This is a genomic window from Lentibacillus jeotgali (assembly GCF_000224785.1).
GTDB lineage: Bacteria > Bacillota > Bacilli > Bacillales > Amphibacillaceae > Lentibacillus > Lentibacillus jeotgali.
Genome location: NZ_AGAV01000013.1, coordinates 98964 through 115034, shown reverse-complemented (window position 1 = coordinate 115034; position 16071 = coordinate 98964). Strand labels below are relative to the sequence as shown.

General features: G+C 42.2%; 19 protein-coding genes. 18 read left to right on the top strand and 1 reads right to left on the bottom strand.

The genetic code is table 11. The annotated features are described in order from the left end of the window. Window positions 1-5 precede the first annotated feature (5 nt). The 12 genes from hisC (at window position 6) to ON01_RS09505 (ending at window position 10064) form a co-directional block, all read left to right on the top strand. Window positions 6-1112: a histidinol-phosphate transaminase gene (gene hisC, locus ON01_RS09560; protein WP_010530816.1), complete on the top strand. Its 1107-nt coding sequence runs from the start codon at window positions 6-8 to the stop codon at window positions 1110-1112. Next, window positions 1109-2209 carry a prephenate dehydrogenase gene (locus tag ON01_RS09555; protein WP_010530815.1) on the top strand — a complete coding sequence of 367 codons (1101 nt, stop codon included), beginning with the start codon at window positions 1109-1111 and terminating at the stop codon, window positions 2207-2209. Before hisC ends, ON01_RS09555 begins: the two co-directional genes overlap by 4 nt. A gap of 18 nt (window positions 2210-2227) precedes the next feature. After that, complete coding sequence (gene aroA, locus ON01_RS09550; RefSeq protein WP_010530814.1) at window positions 2228-3523, top strand: 3-phosphoshikimate 1-carboxyvinyltransferase; 1296 nt, start codon at window positions 2228-2230, stop codon at window positions 3521-3523. Window positions 3524-3655: 132 nt separating this feature from the next. Continuing rightward, a complete protein-coding gene (locus ON01_RS09545) occupies window positions 3656-4921 on the top strand; it encodes a tetratricopeptide repeat protein (RefSeq protein WP_010530813.1) in 1266 nt (421 codons plus the stop codon). Between the two features lie 40 nt (window positions 4922-4961). Beyond that, complete coding sequence (locus tag ON01_RS09540; protein WP_010530812.1) at window positions 4962-5516, top strand: ReoY family proteolytic degradation factor; 555 nt, start codon at window positions 4962-4964, stop codon at window positions 5514-5516. Window positions 5517-5627: 111 nt separating this feature from the next. Next, complete coding sequence (locus ON01_RS09535; RefSeq protein ID WP_010530811.1) at window positions 5628-6098, top strand: YpiF family protein; 471 nt, start codon at window positions 5628-5630, stop codon at window positions 6096-6098. Window positions 6099-6285: 187 nt separating this feature from the next. Further along, on the top strand, window positions 6286-6801 hold the full coding sequence (locus ON01_RS09530) for a QcrA and Rieske domain-containing protein (RefSeq protein WP_010530810.1): 516 nt from the start codon (window positions 6286-6288) through the stop codon (window positions 6799-6801). A gap of 6 nt (window positions 6802-6807) precedes the next feature. Beyond that, window positions 6808-7482, top strand: coding sequence for a menaquinol-cytochrome c reductase cytochrome b subunit (gene qcrB, locus ON01_RS09525; RefSeq protein WP_010530809.1), 675 nt, complete (start codon window positions 6808-6810; stop codon window positions 7480-7482). Between the two features lie 17 nt (window positions 7483-7499). Further along, entirely contained in the window at window positions 7500-8279 is a 780-nt protein-coding gene (locus tag ON01_RS09520; RefSeq protein ID WP_010530808.1) for a menaquinol-cytochrome c reductase cytochrome b/c subunit, read from the top strand. A gap of 127 nt (window positions 8280-8406) precedes the next feature. After that, window positions 8407-8982, top strand: a complete 576-nt coding sequence (gene lhaT, locus ON01_RS09515) for a lipoprotein heptaprenylglyceryl N-acetyltransferase LhaT (protein WP_010530807.1) — start codon at window positions 8407-8409, stop codon at window positions 8980-8982. A 67-nt stretch (window positions 8983-9049) separates the two neighbouring features. Beyond that, the gene (locus tag ON01_RS09510) at window positions 9050-9304 is read left to right on the top strand and encodes a sporulation protein YpjB (protein ID WP_010530806.1); all 255 of its coding nucleotides are present in this window, start codon (window positions 9050-9052) and stop codon (window positions 9302-9304) included. 76 nt (window positions 9305-9380) lie between these two features. Beyond that, window positions 9381-10064 carry a zinc metallopeptidase gene (locus ON01_RS09505; protein WP_010530805.1) on the top strand — a complete coding sequence of 228 codons (684 nt, stop codon included), beginning with the start codon at window positions 9381-9383 and terminating at the stop codon, window positions 10062-10064. 61 nt (window positions 10065-10125) lie between these two features. Here ON01_RS09505 and ON01_RS09500 read toward each other — a convergent pair whose 3' ends face one another. Next, complete coding sequence (locus ON01_RS09500; RefSeq protein WP_010530804.1) at window positions 10126-10992, bottom strand: YitT family protein; 867 nt, start codon at window positions 10990-10992, stop codon at window positions 10126-10128. A 147-nt stretch (window positions 10993-11139) separates the two neighbouring features. Here ON01_RS09500 and ON01_RS09495 point away from each other — a divergent pair, with 147 nt between their 5' ends. Genes ON01_RS09495 through ON01_RS09470 form a run of 6 tightly spaced genes read left to right on the top strand, consistent with a single transcriptional unit; the run spans window position 11140 to window position 16050 of the window. Next, on the top strand, window positions 11140-11475 hold the full coding sequence (locus tag ON01_RS09495) for a nucleotide pyrophosphohydrolase (protein ID WP_010530803.1): 336 nt from the start codon (window positions 11140-11142) through the stop codon (window positions 11473-11475). 40 nt (window positions 11476-11515) lie between these two features. Next, window positions 11516-12313, top strand: a complete 798-nt coding sequence (gene dapB, locus ON01_RS09490) for a 4-hydroxy-tetrahydrodipicolinate reductase (protein ID WP_010530802.1) — start codon at window positions 11516-11518, stop codon at window positions 12311-12313. An 11-nt stretch (window positions 12314-12324) separates the two neighbouring features. Continuing rightward, window positions 12325-12747, top strand: coding sequence for a methylglyoxal synthase (locus ON01_RS09485; protein ID WP_010530801.1), 423 nt, complete (start codon window positions 12325-12327; stop codon window positions 12745-12747). Next, window positions 12744-13868 carry an N-acetyl-alpha-D-glucosaminyl L-malate synthase BshA gene (gene bshA / locus ON01_RS09480; protein ID WP_010530800.1) on the top strand — a complete coding sequence of 375 codons (1125 nt, stop codon included), beginning with the start codon at window positions 12744-12746 and terminating at the stop codon, window positions 13866-13868. Before ON01_RS09485 ends, bshA begins: the two co-directional genes overlap by 4 nt. Before the next feature lie 20 nt (window positions 13869-13888). Beyond that, entirely contained in the window at window positions 13889-15091 is a 1203-nt protein-coding gene (locus ON01_RS09475) for a CCA tRNA nucleotidyltransferase (protein ID WP_010530799.1), read from the top strand. Beyond that, window positions 15067-16050 (top strand): biotin--[acetyl-CoA-carboxylase] ligase, encoded by a 984-nt coding sequence (locus tag ON01_RS09470; RefSeq protein ID WP_029329072.1) that lies wholly within the window; start codon window positions 15067-15069, stop codon window positions 16048-16050. The genes ON01_RS09475 and ON01_RS09470 overlap by 25 nt, the downstream gene beginning before the upstream one ends. The last annotated feature ends 21 nt before the right edge of the window (window positions 16051-16071 follow it).

The following is a 16071-nucleotide window of genomic DNA, read 5'->3' as shown; positions in this document are numbered from 1 at the left end:
ACGGAATGAAAAGCAAACAAATATTAAAAGAAATGACACCTTATCAGCCTGGGAAACAGACTGAAGAAGTAAAAAAAGAATATGGGCTGAACCGGATTGTCAAGCTGGCATCTAATGAAAATCCGTTTGGTTATTCCAGGAAAGTGGATGATTATCTTTCCGGACAGAAGCCTGCCCTGAATATTTATCCTGACGGTTATACGTCGAAACTGAGAACGGCGCTTGTAAATAAATTAGAGGTTTCCGAACATCAGCTGATCTTTGGGAATGGAACAGACGAGGTTGTACAGATTATCGGACGCGCTTATTTATATCCTGGTGTCAATACGGTCATGGCAGCCCCGACATTTCCGCAGTATAAACACAATGCGCTTATAGAAGGTGCCGAAGTCAAAGAAGTACCCACAATAAACGGTTATCATGATCTTCAGGGGATGCTGGAGGTTATTGACGATAATACAAACGTTGTCTGGCTGTGTTCACCGAATAACCCGACAGGAGCTCTTATACCGCGGGATGACTTGTATGAATTCTTGGGAAAATGCCCGTCGGATATACTGGTTGTATTGGACGAGGCATATTTTGAATATGCTGACAGTCAAAAGCAGCCGGATGTCTTGCAACATTTGCACCAATATAAAAATTTAGTGGTTCTGCGTACATTTTCCAAAGCGTACGGGCTGGCAGGATTACGGATAGGCTACGGCATTGCAAACGAAGAGTTAATACCAAGGCTTGACGTAGTCAGAGGTCCATTTAATACCTCATCAATTGCTCAACAAGCAGCAATCGCCGCTCTTGATGATGATGAATTTCTGAAAGATTCTATAAGCCGCAATAACAAAATAAAACAATCATTCGAACAATTTCTGAATTCAATCGGCTGGCCTTTCTATGATTCCCAGACCAACTTCTTGCTGGTGTCTACCCCGATCAGTGGTAAAAAAGCATTTCACTTTTTACAGGAAAACGGGTTCATCGTCCGTCCAGTCGAAGGATTAGGTTCCTCTGAAACAATCCGGGTGACTATCGGCACTGAAAAGGATATGCAAGAGTTACAGGACGTCCTGTACCAGCTGCATCAGAAAGTAAATGAGGGATTATTGACGTGAAAACAACAGTTACAATCATCGGACTTGGCTTGATTGGCGGTTCTTTGGCCCGGAGTCTTCATGAATCTGAAGACAACTATATTATTGGCTATGACATAAACTCCAAAACACTTGAATTTGCTTTGATGAACGGAATCATTGATGAATCCAGCACAAATGTTGCACAAGCTGCTAAAAAAGCTGATGTCATTATACTGGGAACACCAATTACCGAAACACTTGAATTTTTGACTCAGCTGGATGAGATGACTTTTGAGCAAGACGTGATCGTTACCGATGTGTCCTCTGTCAAAAAGCCGGTCATTGAGAAAGCAAACACATTAACAAACTCGCACATACAGTTCGTCGGCGGTCACCCTATGGCGGGATCGCATAAGCGGGGAATTAAGGCAGCCAAGGGGCATCTATTCGAAAATGCCATTTATGTACTGTCACCAGCTGAATACTGTCCGCCATTCGCGGTAGAAACGCTTAAAAGTCTGTTGCAGGCTTCAAAAAGCCGTATGATCGAATTAAAGGCTGATGAACATGATGACATGACAGGTGTTATTTCACATTTTCCCCATCTGATTGCATCTGCACTTGTTCGGCAGGCCAAAAAATGGGAGGAGACATATGAATTTATCCCAAAGCTTGCTGCCGGGGGATTCCGTGATGTTACGAGAATTGCTTCGGGAAATCCGGTGCTATGGCAGGATATTTTTTATCACAATAAACAAAAAATGGTGCGGATGATCGATGATTGGATGAATGAAATGACCGCGTTAAGGACGATGCTCCAAAATGATGGCAAATCGGAACTGACAGCCTATTTAGAGCAGGCAAAGGAATTCCGCGACGGGCTGGGCACTCAGGAAAAGGGAGCTTTTCCGGCTTTTTATGATCTGTATGTTGATATCCGTGATCAGGCGGGTGCTATTGCTTCTGTAGCAAACATACTTGCAGAAAATGAAATCAGCATTACCAACATAAGAATCCTGGAAATACGCGAAGGCATCACTGGTGTTTTGCGGCTGAGTGTCTCGACCAAAGATGAGCAGCAGAGAAGCTATCAGATTTTACAGCAATATGGTTATGATCTAATGCTTGAGGAATAACAAGAGAGGTGATCCCTATTGAACGAGGTAACGTTGACACCTTTATCCGGTCCAATTATCGGGCAACTTAACGTACCGGGAGATAAATCGATATCCCACAGGGCTGTCATATTGGGCGCGCTGGCAGAAGGGACCACGAACATCACGAATTTTTTAACCGGTCAGGATTGTTTGCGGACAGTGGAAGCTTTCAGGCAGTTCGGTGTATCTATTGAGCAAGAAGGCAATTCACTTAAAATAAACAGCAAAGGTCCCAGTCATTTTACAGAGCCTGCAGAGCCTCTTTATTTTGGAAATTCAGGCACCACTGCCAGACTAATGCTCGGAGTCCTGGCAGGCCTGCCATTTTTCACTTCCGTTTATGGTGATGCCTCGCTGACTAAGCGGCCAATGGATCGTGTTGTAACGCCGTTGAGAAAGATGGGAGTGCAATCTGACGGATGCTCAGACGGTTCATATTTACCGATGGCGATAAGAGGCGGGAATATTAAGGGCATCGATTATACACTACCAGTTAAAAGCGCTCAGGTTAAATCAGCAGTCCTTCTGGCAGGATTGCTGGCGGAAGGCGTTACAAATGTAACTGAAGAAACTGCTTCGAGAAATCATTCGGAAAATATGCTGCAGGCTTTTGGTGCTGATATAATTACTAAAGATCATCAAATCCGTATCACAAACCTACAGACTTTAAAGGGGACCGATGTTTACGTGCCAGGGGACATTTCTTCTGCAGCATTCTTTATGACAGCTGCTGCGATTGTACCGGGTAGCAAACTGACTTTAACAAATGTAGGTCTGAATGACAGCCGCACTGGCATCATAGACGTACTGAGGAAGATGGGAGCTGCAGTTGACATTTCAAATAAACAAACAACTGGTGGCGAGGCATTCGGAGATGTTACAATTTCATCTCAAAAACTTAAAGGTGTCGTCATAGACGGTGACATCATTCCAAGATTAATTGATGAAATCCCGATTATTGCATTAGCAGCCACACAGGCAGAAGGTGAAACAGTGATACGGGATGCCGCAGAACTGCGGCTTAAGGAAACAGACAGGATCGAAGCGGTCACAGACGGATTATCCCGTCTTGGTGCCAATATCAAACCAACCGAAGATGGAATGGTCATTAACGGCGTTTCCGGACTTAGTGGCGGAAGCGTAGCAGCATATAATGACCATCGAATTGCAATGATGCATGCCATTGCATCTTTGATCACGAAACAAAACGTCATAATTGATGACATTTCATCGATAGCTATTTCCTACCCCGACTTTTTTAAGCATTTAAACAGCATAACCGATAAAGGATAATGTCAATAAGGAATCTGTTAAAGCACAGGTTCCCTTTTTGTGCTCACAATTTTTGTCCTTGAATAAACAAATTGTTTTCGATATGATGAAATAATCAAAAGATATGTACGCAGAATTGAAAGGATGTTCTTAATGGACAGTACCATAATGGAAGCCGTTCATCTGATGGAGGCCAAAGAATCGGACAAGGCGATTGCATTACTTGAAGAATATTTGCCCAAAGCAGATGATGAAGATAAATTCACCATCGCAGAATTATATATTCAATGGGGATTTTTAACAGAAGCTATTGATCTTTTGGAGGAATTATCAAATCGTTTTCCGAAAGAAAGTGAAATAAAAATCATGCTAGCGGACGTTTATATCGAGCAGGACAATGATGAGGAAGCTATAAACCTGCTTAATGAAATCGAAGAAGATGACCCCGCATATGTGCAAACACTCATGCAACTGGCGGATTTATATCAGGCTCAGGGATTGTTCGAGGTAGCTGAACAAAAATTATTAAGTGCAAAACATTACGAACCGAATGAGCCGATTATTGATTTTGCGCTGGGAGAATTGCTCTTTTCAAATGGGGATTATCGGGAAGCCATCACGTATTATGAAAAAATACTCCCGGTTGAAAAAGAAATCGCCAACGTATCGATTAATGATCGGCTGGCAGAAGCTTACGCAGCATCAGGTGAATATGAAATTGCCCTGGAGACTTACCAGAGCATTGATAGTGAGGATCCGGATACTCTCTTCAAATACGGTTTTACTGCCTTACATGCAGGCCGGCGGGATATTGCCATTCAGGCCTGGAAGCATGTAATTGAACAGGATATGTATTACCATACCGCATATTATCAATTGGCAAAAGCTTATGAAGAGGAAGAAATGATTAACGAGGCATACGAAACGGCCAAACAGGGGATTCAAATTGATGAATTTAATAAAGAACTGTACTTTTTCGCAGGTTCAATGGCGCACCAGTTAAATAAAGATGAAGAAAGTGAAAAATGGGTGAGGGAAGCTGTAACCCTTGATCCGGATTATAAAGAAGCCATTTTATTTTTAATTGAATTATTTAAGCAACAGGGAAAAGAAGATAGCATCGTTGATCTGATTAACGAGATCAAAAATATGGGGGCCAGTGACCCGCTTTATGAATGGGAACTTGCCCGGGCGTATAATGAATTGGAATCGTATAACAATGCATTAAAACATTACCAGGAAGCATATAATAGCTTAAACCAGGATAGCGATTTCCTGAAAGAATACGGCTATTTCCTGACGGAGGAAGGGAGGATCGATAACGCCATCCAGATCTTTGAAGCCTACTTGCATCTGCAGCCGCTGGATCCAGAAATTGAGGAATTCGTACAACGGTTAAAGCAGTCGGAAGATATATAGTCCACATGAACGTTATATTTGAAGGAGGTTCGTTACATCAATGCAAACTCCTGTGTCTGTAAAGGATAAAAAAAGCTTTATTCAATGGTTTTTAAACAACTACCAGCTAAAAAAGCGGGAAAGTGTGTGGATTCTCAACTATATTGTCAACCATAACAAACTGCTGTCAAATGTTCATTTCGTCCGAGAAGCTAAATTTTGTCCGCGCGGATTAATCATAACCAGCAACTGTTCTGATGAAGTACCGTTCCGCTTTTACAAAAAGCAATTAGTAACAACCGATGCCGAAAAGCCCTTTCATGACATTCGCATGAATCAGCATGAGCCCTTATATATTCAATTGAATTTTAATAAGTCCCACCAGAGTATTTTTTATGCCGCGGTACTTGTTGAAAACCCGTTTATTCCGGATGAATACTTCATAACAGAAGCGGATCAGAAAATGGCAAAACAATTATTAGATAAAGCCATTTATGATTCCCGGCGTAAATCACTCTGGGAAAAAATTGACAGCGCTTTAGATGAGCGGGACCGGCAAACGTTCACTGAATTATCTGAACAACTACATAAATTGGAACGGAGCAAATCAAATTAGCCTTATTAACCTATACAATAGGTTGATTTTTTTTGTCTTATTAGGATAACATATAAGCTATATGAATTTTTTCTCTGTTTTAAGTATAGAGAGGAGAGGAGGTAGTATACTATGGAATGGACGAAACAGGATTTAAAGCAATATATTCAGGCAAAAGAATATGTTGACACCGTCATTTTACCTTTAATACCTTTTCACTATTCAACTGATTCAAGTCTTGAAAAAGATGCGTTTCAACGCGAAGTATTGTCAGTTTTTACCCGGGAACTTGAAAAGGAAATAACCGGCAGGGTTATGTTGTCTCCGAACTACAATTATTTAAAGTCCGCCGATAAGGAAACAGAAGTGACACGGATCAATTCATGGGTTGATGACACGCGGTCACAGCCTTTCGATCATTTGTTTTTCATAACATCTGATGCTGGCTGGAAGAAGTTTGAACAGGACATGAAGGGGACCTTAATCTGGCTTCCCGGCGCCGTGACTGAATCAATGCAAGCCAAGGAAAGACAGTCGGTTATCCGAAGTCAGGTCCAACAGGTGTGCGAGCTTATTCGTTCGTATTGGAAGGATAATAACTAACAAAATCTCCGGGTTTAGGTGAAAAATTTGGCGGTTGTTCTTAAAATGAATCATTTCATGAGATTCCCGGTGAAAGTGCAAATGGATTTATATTGACCCGCTCATCAGATTGCGCTATCATGGTATTGTCCTAGTAATCTGATTTAATAAACTTGTCCGTGAAAAATGTATAGAGGGGGGGGAAATCATGAGCGAAGACAAGCAACCAGTATCCCGTCGACAATTTTTGAACTATACACTTACAGGTGTAGGCGGTTTTATGGCAGCAGGCCTGATGGTTTCACCATTAAGGATGGCAATTGACCCTGTGTTGCAGTCGGGGTCGTCTGAAGGCGATTTTACCAATGTTCAGCTGGCTGAAGAAGATATTACAAACGAACCTCAGCGTATTGATTGGGAAATTGAACAAGTTGATGGCTGGTATACATCCAAAGTCACCAAGTCTGCATGGGTTTTTAAAAATGACAATGGTGAAATAGTTGCACTTTCCCCGATTTGTAAGCACCTTGGCTGTGTTGTTTCATGGGAAGGCAGCGAGGAACATCCGGAGCGGTTTTACTGTCCTTGTCATGACGGATTGTATTATAAAGACGGCAAGAATGTTCCTGGAACACCTCCGACAGCCGGCTTGGATATTTACGAGCATAAAGTTGAAAACGGAATGTTGTTCCTTGGTAAAGCTCAACTTAGAGAGGAGTTGTAAGGGCTAATGCTGCAAAAATTATATGACTGGATAGACGAGCGTGTGGATATTACGCCTATATGGCGCGATATTGCAGACCACGAAGTTCCTGAACATGTTAATCCGGCCCACCATTTTTCTGCCTTTGTTTATTGCTTTGGCGGATTGACATTTTTCGTAGTGGTTATCCAAATACTGTCCGGTATGTTTTTGACCATGTATTATGTTCCGGATATTGAAAATGCATGGCGATCGGTTTATTACTTGCAGACTGAGGTCGCACATGGCCAAATTGTACGCGGTATGCATCACTGGGGAGCCAGTGTTGTTGTCGTCATGTTACTGCTACATACATTGCGCGTATTCTTTCAGGGCGCATACAAAAAACCGCGTGAACTTAACTGGATGGTTGGCGTGCTTTTATTCTTCACCATCTTAGGCTTAGGTTTCACAGGCTATCTTCTGCCTTGGGACAATAAAGCATACTTTGCGACAGAAGTTGGGTTGAATATCGCAGCGGATGTTCCGATAATTGGAGAAGAATTAAAAACATTGCTAGCCGGAGATGAAGAAATTGTCGGTGCACAGACATTGGCACGATTCTTCGCAATTCACGTTTTCTTCCTGCCAGCTGCATTGTTTGCCTTATTAGGTGTACACTTTATATTAATCCGCAGACAGGGAATATCCGGACCACTATAAATAGAGGAGGTTAAGCTGTGCATAAGGGTAAGGGAATGAAGTTCGTCGGGGATTCCCGAATCTCCACGGAACGCAAACCAAATATACCGAAAGATTACTCAGAATATCCCGGCAGGACAGAAGCATTTTGGCCTAATTTCCTGTTAAAAGAGTGGCTGGCAGGGGCTGTGTTTTTAGTAGGCTTTCTATGTCTGACATTAGCACATCCGTCTCCGCTCGAAGGAATGGCCGATCCGACTGATGCAGGATATATACCTTTGCCGGACTGGTACTTCCTATTCTTATATGAATTGTTAAAGTATGACTTTGCAAGTGGACCATATATTTTATTTGGTATCATTATTATCCCTGGATTAGCTTTCGGCGGATTGCTGTTGGCACCTTTCCTGGATAGAGGCCCAGGCAGACGGCCGCACCAGCGCCCAGTTGCAGTTGGCATGATGCTGTTAGGGCTTATATCAACCATCTGGCTTACTTATCAATCTGCTTCCGGAGTCGACTGGGAATCAAGGGCTGAAGCGAATAAACCAATCCCGCCATCAGAACAGGCTAATATTGACAAGGAATCCGAGGGGTATGCAATATTTGAAAGTAACTGTATGAGTTGTCACGGTGAAGATCTTCAGGGTGGTTCTGCCGGTCCGCCGCTGATTGGAATTGATCGTTCTGCTGAAGAAATTAAAAATATTGCCCAGAATGGTATCGGCTCCATGCCGCCGGGACAGTTCACAGGCTCGGACGAAGAGTTAAATAAACTCGCTGAATTTATTGTTTCGGTGAATGAACAACAACAATAATGTGATGTGAAACACCTTTACCAAAACAGAATTGGTGAAGGTGTTTTTACTACGATTTTTTAATCATCTTAGGCTTTCGCCATTAAAGCTTGGCGATAAGCCAACATTTCTAAGAAGGGACTTTGTAATGATTAAATACATACTCCTTGATAAATGGTTCTTATTCCTGTTGTTTATCATTAACTTATTTGGCACTGCTTACGGTTATTACTGGTATCGATATCAATTATCCGAAACGCCTGATACATTCCTGTTGTTTGTTCCTGACAGTCCTACCGCAAGTTTGTTTTTTACGATTGTATTAGTGTTTTTTCTGTTTAATAAAAATATCCCATACATTGAGGCACTTGCCTTGATCACACTATTTAAGTACGGCATCTGGGCAGTTGTCATGAACTTGCTCACCTTTATGATTGAAGGATCACTGGGATTCACAGGCTATATGCTTATGTTTTCCCATGGGGCAATGGCGATTCAGGGATTGCTCTATGCACCTTTTTACGCGATTAAGTTACGGCACATCGTCGTTGCAGCCATTTGGACATTGCATAATGATGTCATTGATTATGTGTTTGGGCAAATGCCGATGTATGCATCTTTAATGTCATACATAAATGAAATTGGCTATTTTACGTTTTGGTTGAGTATCGTATCGATTGGGATAGCCTATCTATTGACAGTTAATTTGAAAAATTCACTTTGATGACAAGTTATATAATGGAATAGCCGCACATACATTAGTTATGAACATGTTATGTGAGGTGACCTCCATGAAATGCATGAAGAGTTTGCTGATTGTCATGACCGGGATATTCGTATACACACAACTGTCAGCACCAATCATCGCCTCAGCGTATGAACCGTTAACATTCACAGCAAAAGCCGCCTCTAATGTGAACATGACTCCCTTTTATTGGATGGTGGGGATTGTTGGCGGTTCGATAGCGATTACATTATCTTATGTCAGCTGGAGAAAATACAAAGGAGAAAAAAAGAAACAAACAGAGGACGACACAAATAATTGACGATTGATGAGTTTTTGACTAAAATTGACCTTAAGGAAATGTATTAAAATCCTATAAATATAACGGAGGAATGAACATGCTAGGTGGTATTGGCGGATATATCATTTATATTGCGCTATTAATGCTTATCCCTTTATGGGCCCAATCCAAAGTAAAAAACACGTATAAAAAATATGCAAACAAAGCAACGTCATCCGGTATGACCGGAGCTGAAGTCGCACGTAAGATTCTTAACGACAACGGTATTTACAATGTAGAAGTTCGTGAAACGAAAGGGTTTCTTTCAGACCATTACCATCCAAAAAAGAAAACCGTAAACCTTTCAAGTGATAATTACCATGGACAATCCATGTCATCCTCTGCCATTGCAGCGCACGAGGTAGGGCACGCCATTCAGGATGCACAGGACTATGCGTTCCTGCGCTTTAGGTCTTCACTGGCTCCTTTAGCGGCAACGGGATCGAATATGGCGATTTTCCTGATAATCGCTGGTATGATCTTTAGTCAGGGGCTGCTATTACTTGGTATCATTTTCTTTTCAGCAGCTGTCTTGTTCCAGTTAGTAACACTACCGGTTGAATTTGATGCTTCCAATAGGGCAATGGCACAGCTTGTTTCGACAGGCGTTATCCGAAATAACGAAGAACGTGAAACGAAAAAGGTTTTGAATGCTGCCGCATTGACATATGTTGCAGCTGCGTTGGTTGCTGTTGCTGAACTTGTTCGGTTTATCCTTATTTATGCTGCCAGCGGTGAATAGGAAATATATGATAGTAGAAGGGATGACAAATCGTTGTCATCCCTTTTTGATATGAGAATAGTTATTCTATCGGGTTTTTGTTTTCATCCAATGTAAATCCTTCGCCAACGACATCGTGTACCGAGCTCATGGCGACGAATGCATGCGGATCTATTTCATTTATAATATTTTTGAGCCGGACGATTTCATTCCTTCCGACAATACAGTAAAGCACATCGCGTTTTTCGCCAGTAAAACTCCCGCGGCCGTCCAATACCGTTACCCCCCGGTCCATCTCTTTAATAATGGCATCAGCGATCTGATCACTCTGGCTTGAGATGATTGTTGCCCCGCGTGCTGCATAGGCACCTTCTTGAATAAAATCAATGACTCTTGCCCCAATATAGACAGCCAAGAGCGTATACATGCCTTGCACCATGTCAAGGTAAGCAGCAATAGATGATGCTATGACGAAGAAATCAAAAAGAAACATCGTCCTGCCCATACTCCAGCCGGCATATTTATTGACAAGCCTTGCGATGATATCAACCCCGCCGGTTGTACCGCCATAGCGAAAGATAATACCCAGGCCGACACCGATGAACACCCCAGCAAAAAGTGCTGCCAGCGTCATATCCGACTGCAGTTCAACTGCGAACGGGTTAATCTGAAATACGGCCAGAAACAGTGAAACGGCCAATGTGCCAATAATTGTATAAATAAATGTATTGCGTCCGAGAAATTTCCATCCGATGAAAAAGACAGGAATGTTAAGCACAATATTGGAAATGGCCGGATCCCAGTCCCATAAAAAATACAAAAGTAATGTTATGCCTGTGAATCCGCCTTCACCAAGGTTATTTTGCATATTAAAATGGACAATCCCAAACGAGAAAACAGCTGATCCAAACAGAATAAATACAATATTTTTAAGTTTTAAGCCGAGCATCACCAATAAACCTCCCATTCAATCCAAATAGATGCTTTTTCTATTATAGACAATTAACATGCAAAGTCAAAAGCCCAATGATTTGTCAAAACGAGCCCTTTTAGCTAACATAAAAAGAGATTAGATTTATATAAAGAGGCGATTTAAATGACAGCAAACCATCCGCGGTATACGACGGAAGAAATCCAAAAACGGGTTGACAATTATATCGGGCAGTTTAAAGAAGGTTATTTTTCACCCTTAAGTCTGATGGCCAGGCTTAGCGAAGAAACCGGTGAGCTGGCTCGTGAAGTCAATCATTACTACGGCGAAAAGCCAAAAAAGACCACGGAAGAAGAAAACACCGTGGAAGAAGAACTTGGTGATATCATGTTTGTTTTAACTTGTTTTGCCAACTCGCTTGATATTGATTTATCTGCAGCATTCGAGCGTTCAATTGGCAAAATCGAAACGCGAGATAAAGATCGCTGGACGCAGAAATAATACAGACTGATACAAACATTACAACAGGAGGTTTAAGACCATGCAAATTAAAATCATAATAGCAGGACCGCGCGGAAAGATGGGGTCAGAAGCTGTGCGGATGGTACATAATGAAGAATCATTCGAGCTTGTTGCTTGTATTGATCGTAAAAACGGAGGAAAAACACTAAACGAGATTGAGAACCTGCCCGCATTGAACATTCCAATTTATGAAGATCCGGAGCAATGCTTTCAGGAGACGGATGCCGATGTGTTTATTGATTTAACAATTCCTGATATTGGGTTTGAACATACGAAACTGTCTCTGCTGTATGACATCCGCCCGGTTGTTGGAACTTCAGGCTTTACAAACGAACAAATTGAAGCATTGGAGGATTTATCAGCAACACATGGCACGGGCTGCATTATAGCTCCTAATTTTGCGGTTGGAGCCGTTCTGATGATGCAATTCGCCAAAACGGCAGCCAAATATTTACCTGATGTTGAAATCGTTGAGAAACACCATGATCAAAAACTGGACGCGCCTTCAGGTACGGCAGTCAAAACCGCAAACATGATACAGGAGACACGTGAAAGTAAACAGCAGGGACACCCCAATGAAAAAGAAACATTTAACGGTGCGCGGGGAGCTGAAACAGATGGCATTCACATTCACAGTGTACGGCTGCCAGGATTAATGGCGCATCAGGAAGTGTTATTCGGCGGACCCGGACAGACGCTGACAGTCAAGCATGACTCATACAACCGTGCATCATTTATGGAAGGTGTTAAACTGTCTGTCAACAAAGTGATGGAATTAGATAAACTGATCTATGGACTGGAGAATATTCTTGAATAGGCGGAGATACGATGAATATCGCTTTGATTGCACACGATAAAAAGAAGCAGGACGTCATTCATTTTACGATTGCCTACAAACATGTTCTCGAAAACCACCAACTGTTCGCAACAGGGACGACCGGCAAAAAGATTGCTGAAGGTGCCGGATTGACCGTTCACCGATTTCAGTCAGGTCCGCTGGGCGGTGATCAGCAAATCGGTGCAAAGATAGCTAGTAATGAGATGGATGCCATTATCTTTTTCAGGGATCCACTGACTGCTCAACCGCATGAACCGGATGTCAGTGCCTTAATGCGATTGTGCGATGTTCATCTGATTCCGCTGGCAACCAATCCCGCAGCAGCCGAAATCATGATCCATGCACTGGCAAGGGGCGACTTTGAATGGCGTCAGATTGTAAAACAAAAAGAGCAAGAAGGTAATATCACATGAAGAAAATTGGTATCACATGCTATCCGACGGTCGGTGGTTCAGGTATAATTGCCACAGAGCTTGGCATGCTGATGGCTGAACAAGGGCATGAAATTCATTTTATAACCTCCAGTCTTCCGTTTCGGTTAAACGGAGTTAATCCTAACATTTATTATCACGAGGTTGAGCTTAATCATTATCCGGTTTTTCAATACCCGCCATTTGATCTGGCACTTGCCAATAAGATGGCAGAAGTCATCGACCAGGAACAACTTGATATTCTTCACGTTCATTATGCAATGCCACATGCAATCTGTGCTATACTGGCTAAAGATATAGCCAAACATGATGTAAGCATCGTTACAACCCTGCACGGGACCGATATTACGGTTCTGGGGATCGATCATTCTCTGAAGAAAATGATCCGTCATGGCATCGAACAATCTGATGCCGTCACTGCCGTATCCAACAGTCTCGTGCAACAAACCCATGATGTGGTTGGTGCCGACAAAGACATTCAGGTCATTTATAATTTTGTAAACGAAGCGGAATATGCAAAAACAGATGCCGATTTAATCCGGGATGAGTACGGCATCGATCCCGATGATAAAGTCATCATTCATATCTCCAATTTCCGTAAAGTAAAACGTGTTCAGGATGTCATCTATACATTTCAGCAGATTCAGGAAGAAATGCGTGCAAAACTCCTTTTAGTTGGGGACGGACCAGAGTATTCAGAAATGCATCAGCTTGCAGCAAAATTGGGCCTGACTGATAGTGTATTGTTTTTAGGTAAACAAAAAAATGTCAGTGATTTGTTATCAATATCTGATTTAAAATTACTCATGTCTGAAAAAGAAAGCTTCGGTCTTGTCCTTTTAGAAGCGATGTCGTGTGAGGTTCCCTGTATCGGCACAAATATCGGCGGCATACCCGAAGTGATTAAGCACAATGAAACGGGGTTTATCGTTGAACTTGGAGATACTAATCAGGCTGCGGCATATGCCATTGATTTGCTGCAAAACGATGCGCTGTTAGAACAATTTTCTGTTAATGCTTTAAAACATGCCCGAACCTATTTCTATTCACAGGACATTGTACAGCAATATATCAATTTATATGACCAGCTCATGACGAATTAACACTGAAGATGGTGATTCCGGTGCAATGGACCAAACAGTTCAGACAAGCAATTGGGGTATTGGAACAAATCGAATCATATGGTTACGAGGCCTATTTTGTCGGCGGTTGTGTACGTGATTTATTGTTGCGTCGACACATCGGGGATATAGATATTGCCACATCCGCCCGCCCGGATGTCATTCGGGAGATTTTCAGTAAAGTCATCCCTGTAGGTCTGGAACATGGGACAGTTATCGTGCGGTATGAACATCACTCTTATGAGGTGACGACATTTCGGGTTGATGATGAATACACCGATCAAAGGCATCCTGATTCCGTTCAATTCGTTACAACAATTGATCAGGACTTAAAACGGCGTGATTTTACGATCAATGCGCTGGCAATGGACAAGACGGGGGTCATAATCGATCTGTTTAATGGCCAGGAGGATATCCAAAAAGGAATCATCCGTACGGTAGGCAATGGTTATGACCGGTTTAAAGAGGATCCTTTACGCATCATGCGTGCACTCCGCTTTTCAAGCCAGCTGGGCTTTTCACTGAATAAACACACATTAAAGGCAATGCAATCTGTAATAAATGAATTGAAATCGATAGCAGTGGAACGCATTTTACAGGAAACCGCTAAATTCTTTGCAGGAGCATATATTGAAACGGGCATGAATTATTTCAAGGTGATAAACGTAGAGCAGCATTTGCCTGTTTTTAAAGATAACCCTGCGATTATGAAACGGCTGCCGCAACCTATCAAACCGCTGCAGTCTTTCGGGGCGGTTATAGCTATGCTCCATTTTGTCGAACCGGCCATTTCAATTGATACCTGGGCAAAAAAATGGAAGTGTTCCAATAGAATCAAATTTGAAGCAGAATCCTTTATTAAAGCGTTGTATTATTATGAACGTAGCGGGTTGGATCCATGGCTTGTATATGGCCTGCATACGACTGGCTACAGTGACTTTGTCTTACTGGTTAATGTGTTGTTTGATAACCGCTTATCTAAGCAAATTGTTAATAAAATGGCTCATAGCCTTCCGATTCATTCTAGCCAGGCGTTAGAGATTAACGGAACAGATCTGCGCCTGCTTTTCCCGGACAAACGACCCGGACCATGGATCGGTGATACTTTGAAGCAAATAGAGAAACAAGTCGTTACAGGACATCTGAATAATAACAAGAATGCATTAAAGGAATGGGTGAAATGGAATCCACACGCTACCGATTAATTGAGCTTCTTGAAACAAGTAATCATCAATATGTCTCAGGACAATTTCTCTCGGAAAAGTTAAATATATCCCGCAGTGCAATTTGGAAACATATGAAAGAATTGGAAAAAGACGGATATTTAATTGAAGGCGTCCGGCGGAAAGGTTACAGAATTGCCGGATCCCCTGACAAGGTGAGCGAGAACACATTGCATTGGGGGCTGCAGACAAAGTGGCTGGGCAAAAATATCATACATAAGACAACAACAAATTCAACACAGCAAGTGGCTCATCAGGCGGCACGGGACAACGCTGAACATGGAACTGTCATAATTGCTGATGAACAGACAAGAGGGAAAGGGAGGATGGCCCGTCAGTGGCATTCGACCAGAAATAAGGGCATCTGGATGAGTATGATATTACGTCCCTCGATTCCTCCTGCTGCTGCACCGCAGCTGACATTACTGGCGGCCACTGTCCTGGCTGATGTCATTACGAAATATACTTCAGCAGAACCAAAAATTAAATGGCCGAACGATCTATTGGTCAATGATAAGAAAACAGCCGGCATTTTAACTGAAATGCAGGCTGAACAGGATCGGATACAATATATTGCGGCAGGGATCGGAATTAATGTCAATCATTCAAATAATGATTTCCCAGAGGACATAAGCAATAAGGCAACCTCACTTAAATTGGAAACAGGTGAAGATCAGCAAATCGTACAAATCATTCAGAAAATCTTAATGTCCTTTGAAAAGGCCTATGATTCGTTTATCCAGGACGGTTTTTCAGATGTAAAAAATAAGTGGGAGTCGTACGGATATAAAATTGGAGAAGCCATCCGGATCCGGACAAACAGTGAACTATTGGATGCGACCTTTACCGGTATTGCTGAAGATGGCGCATTGATTGTTCAGAGTGAAACGGATGGACCTCGGAGAATTTATTCAGGCGAAATAGAATGGTTCCGCAAATAAGTCGGAAGGAACAATTGTAAA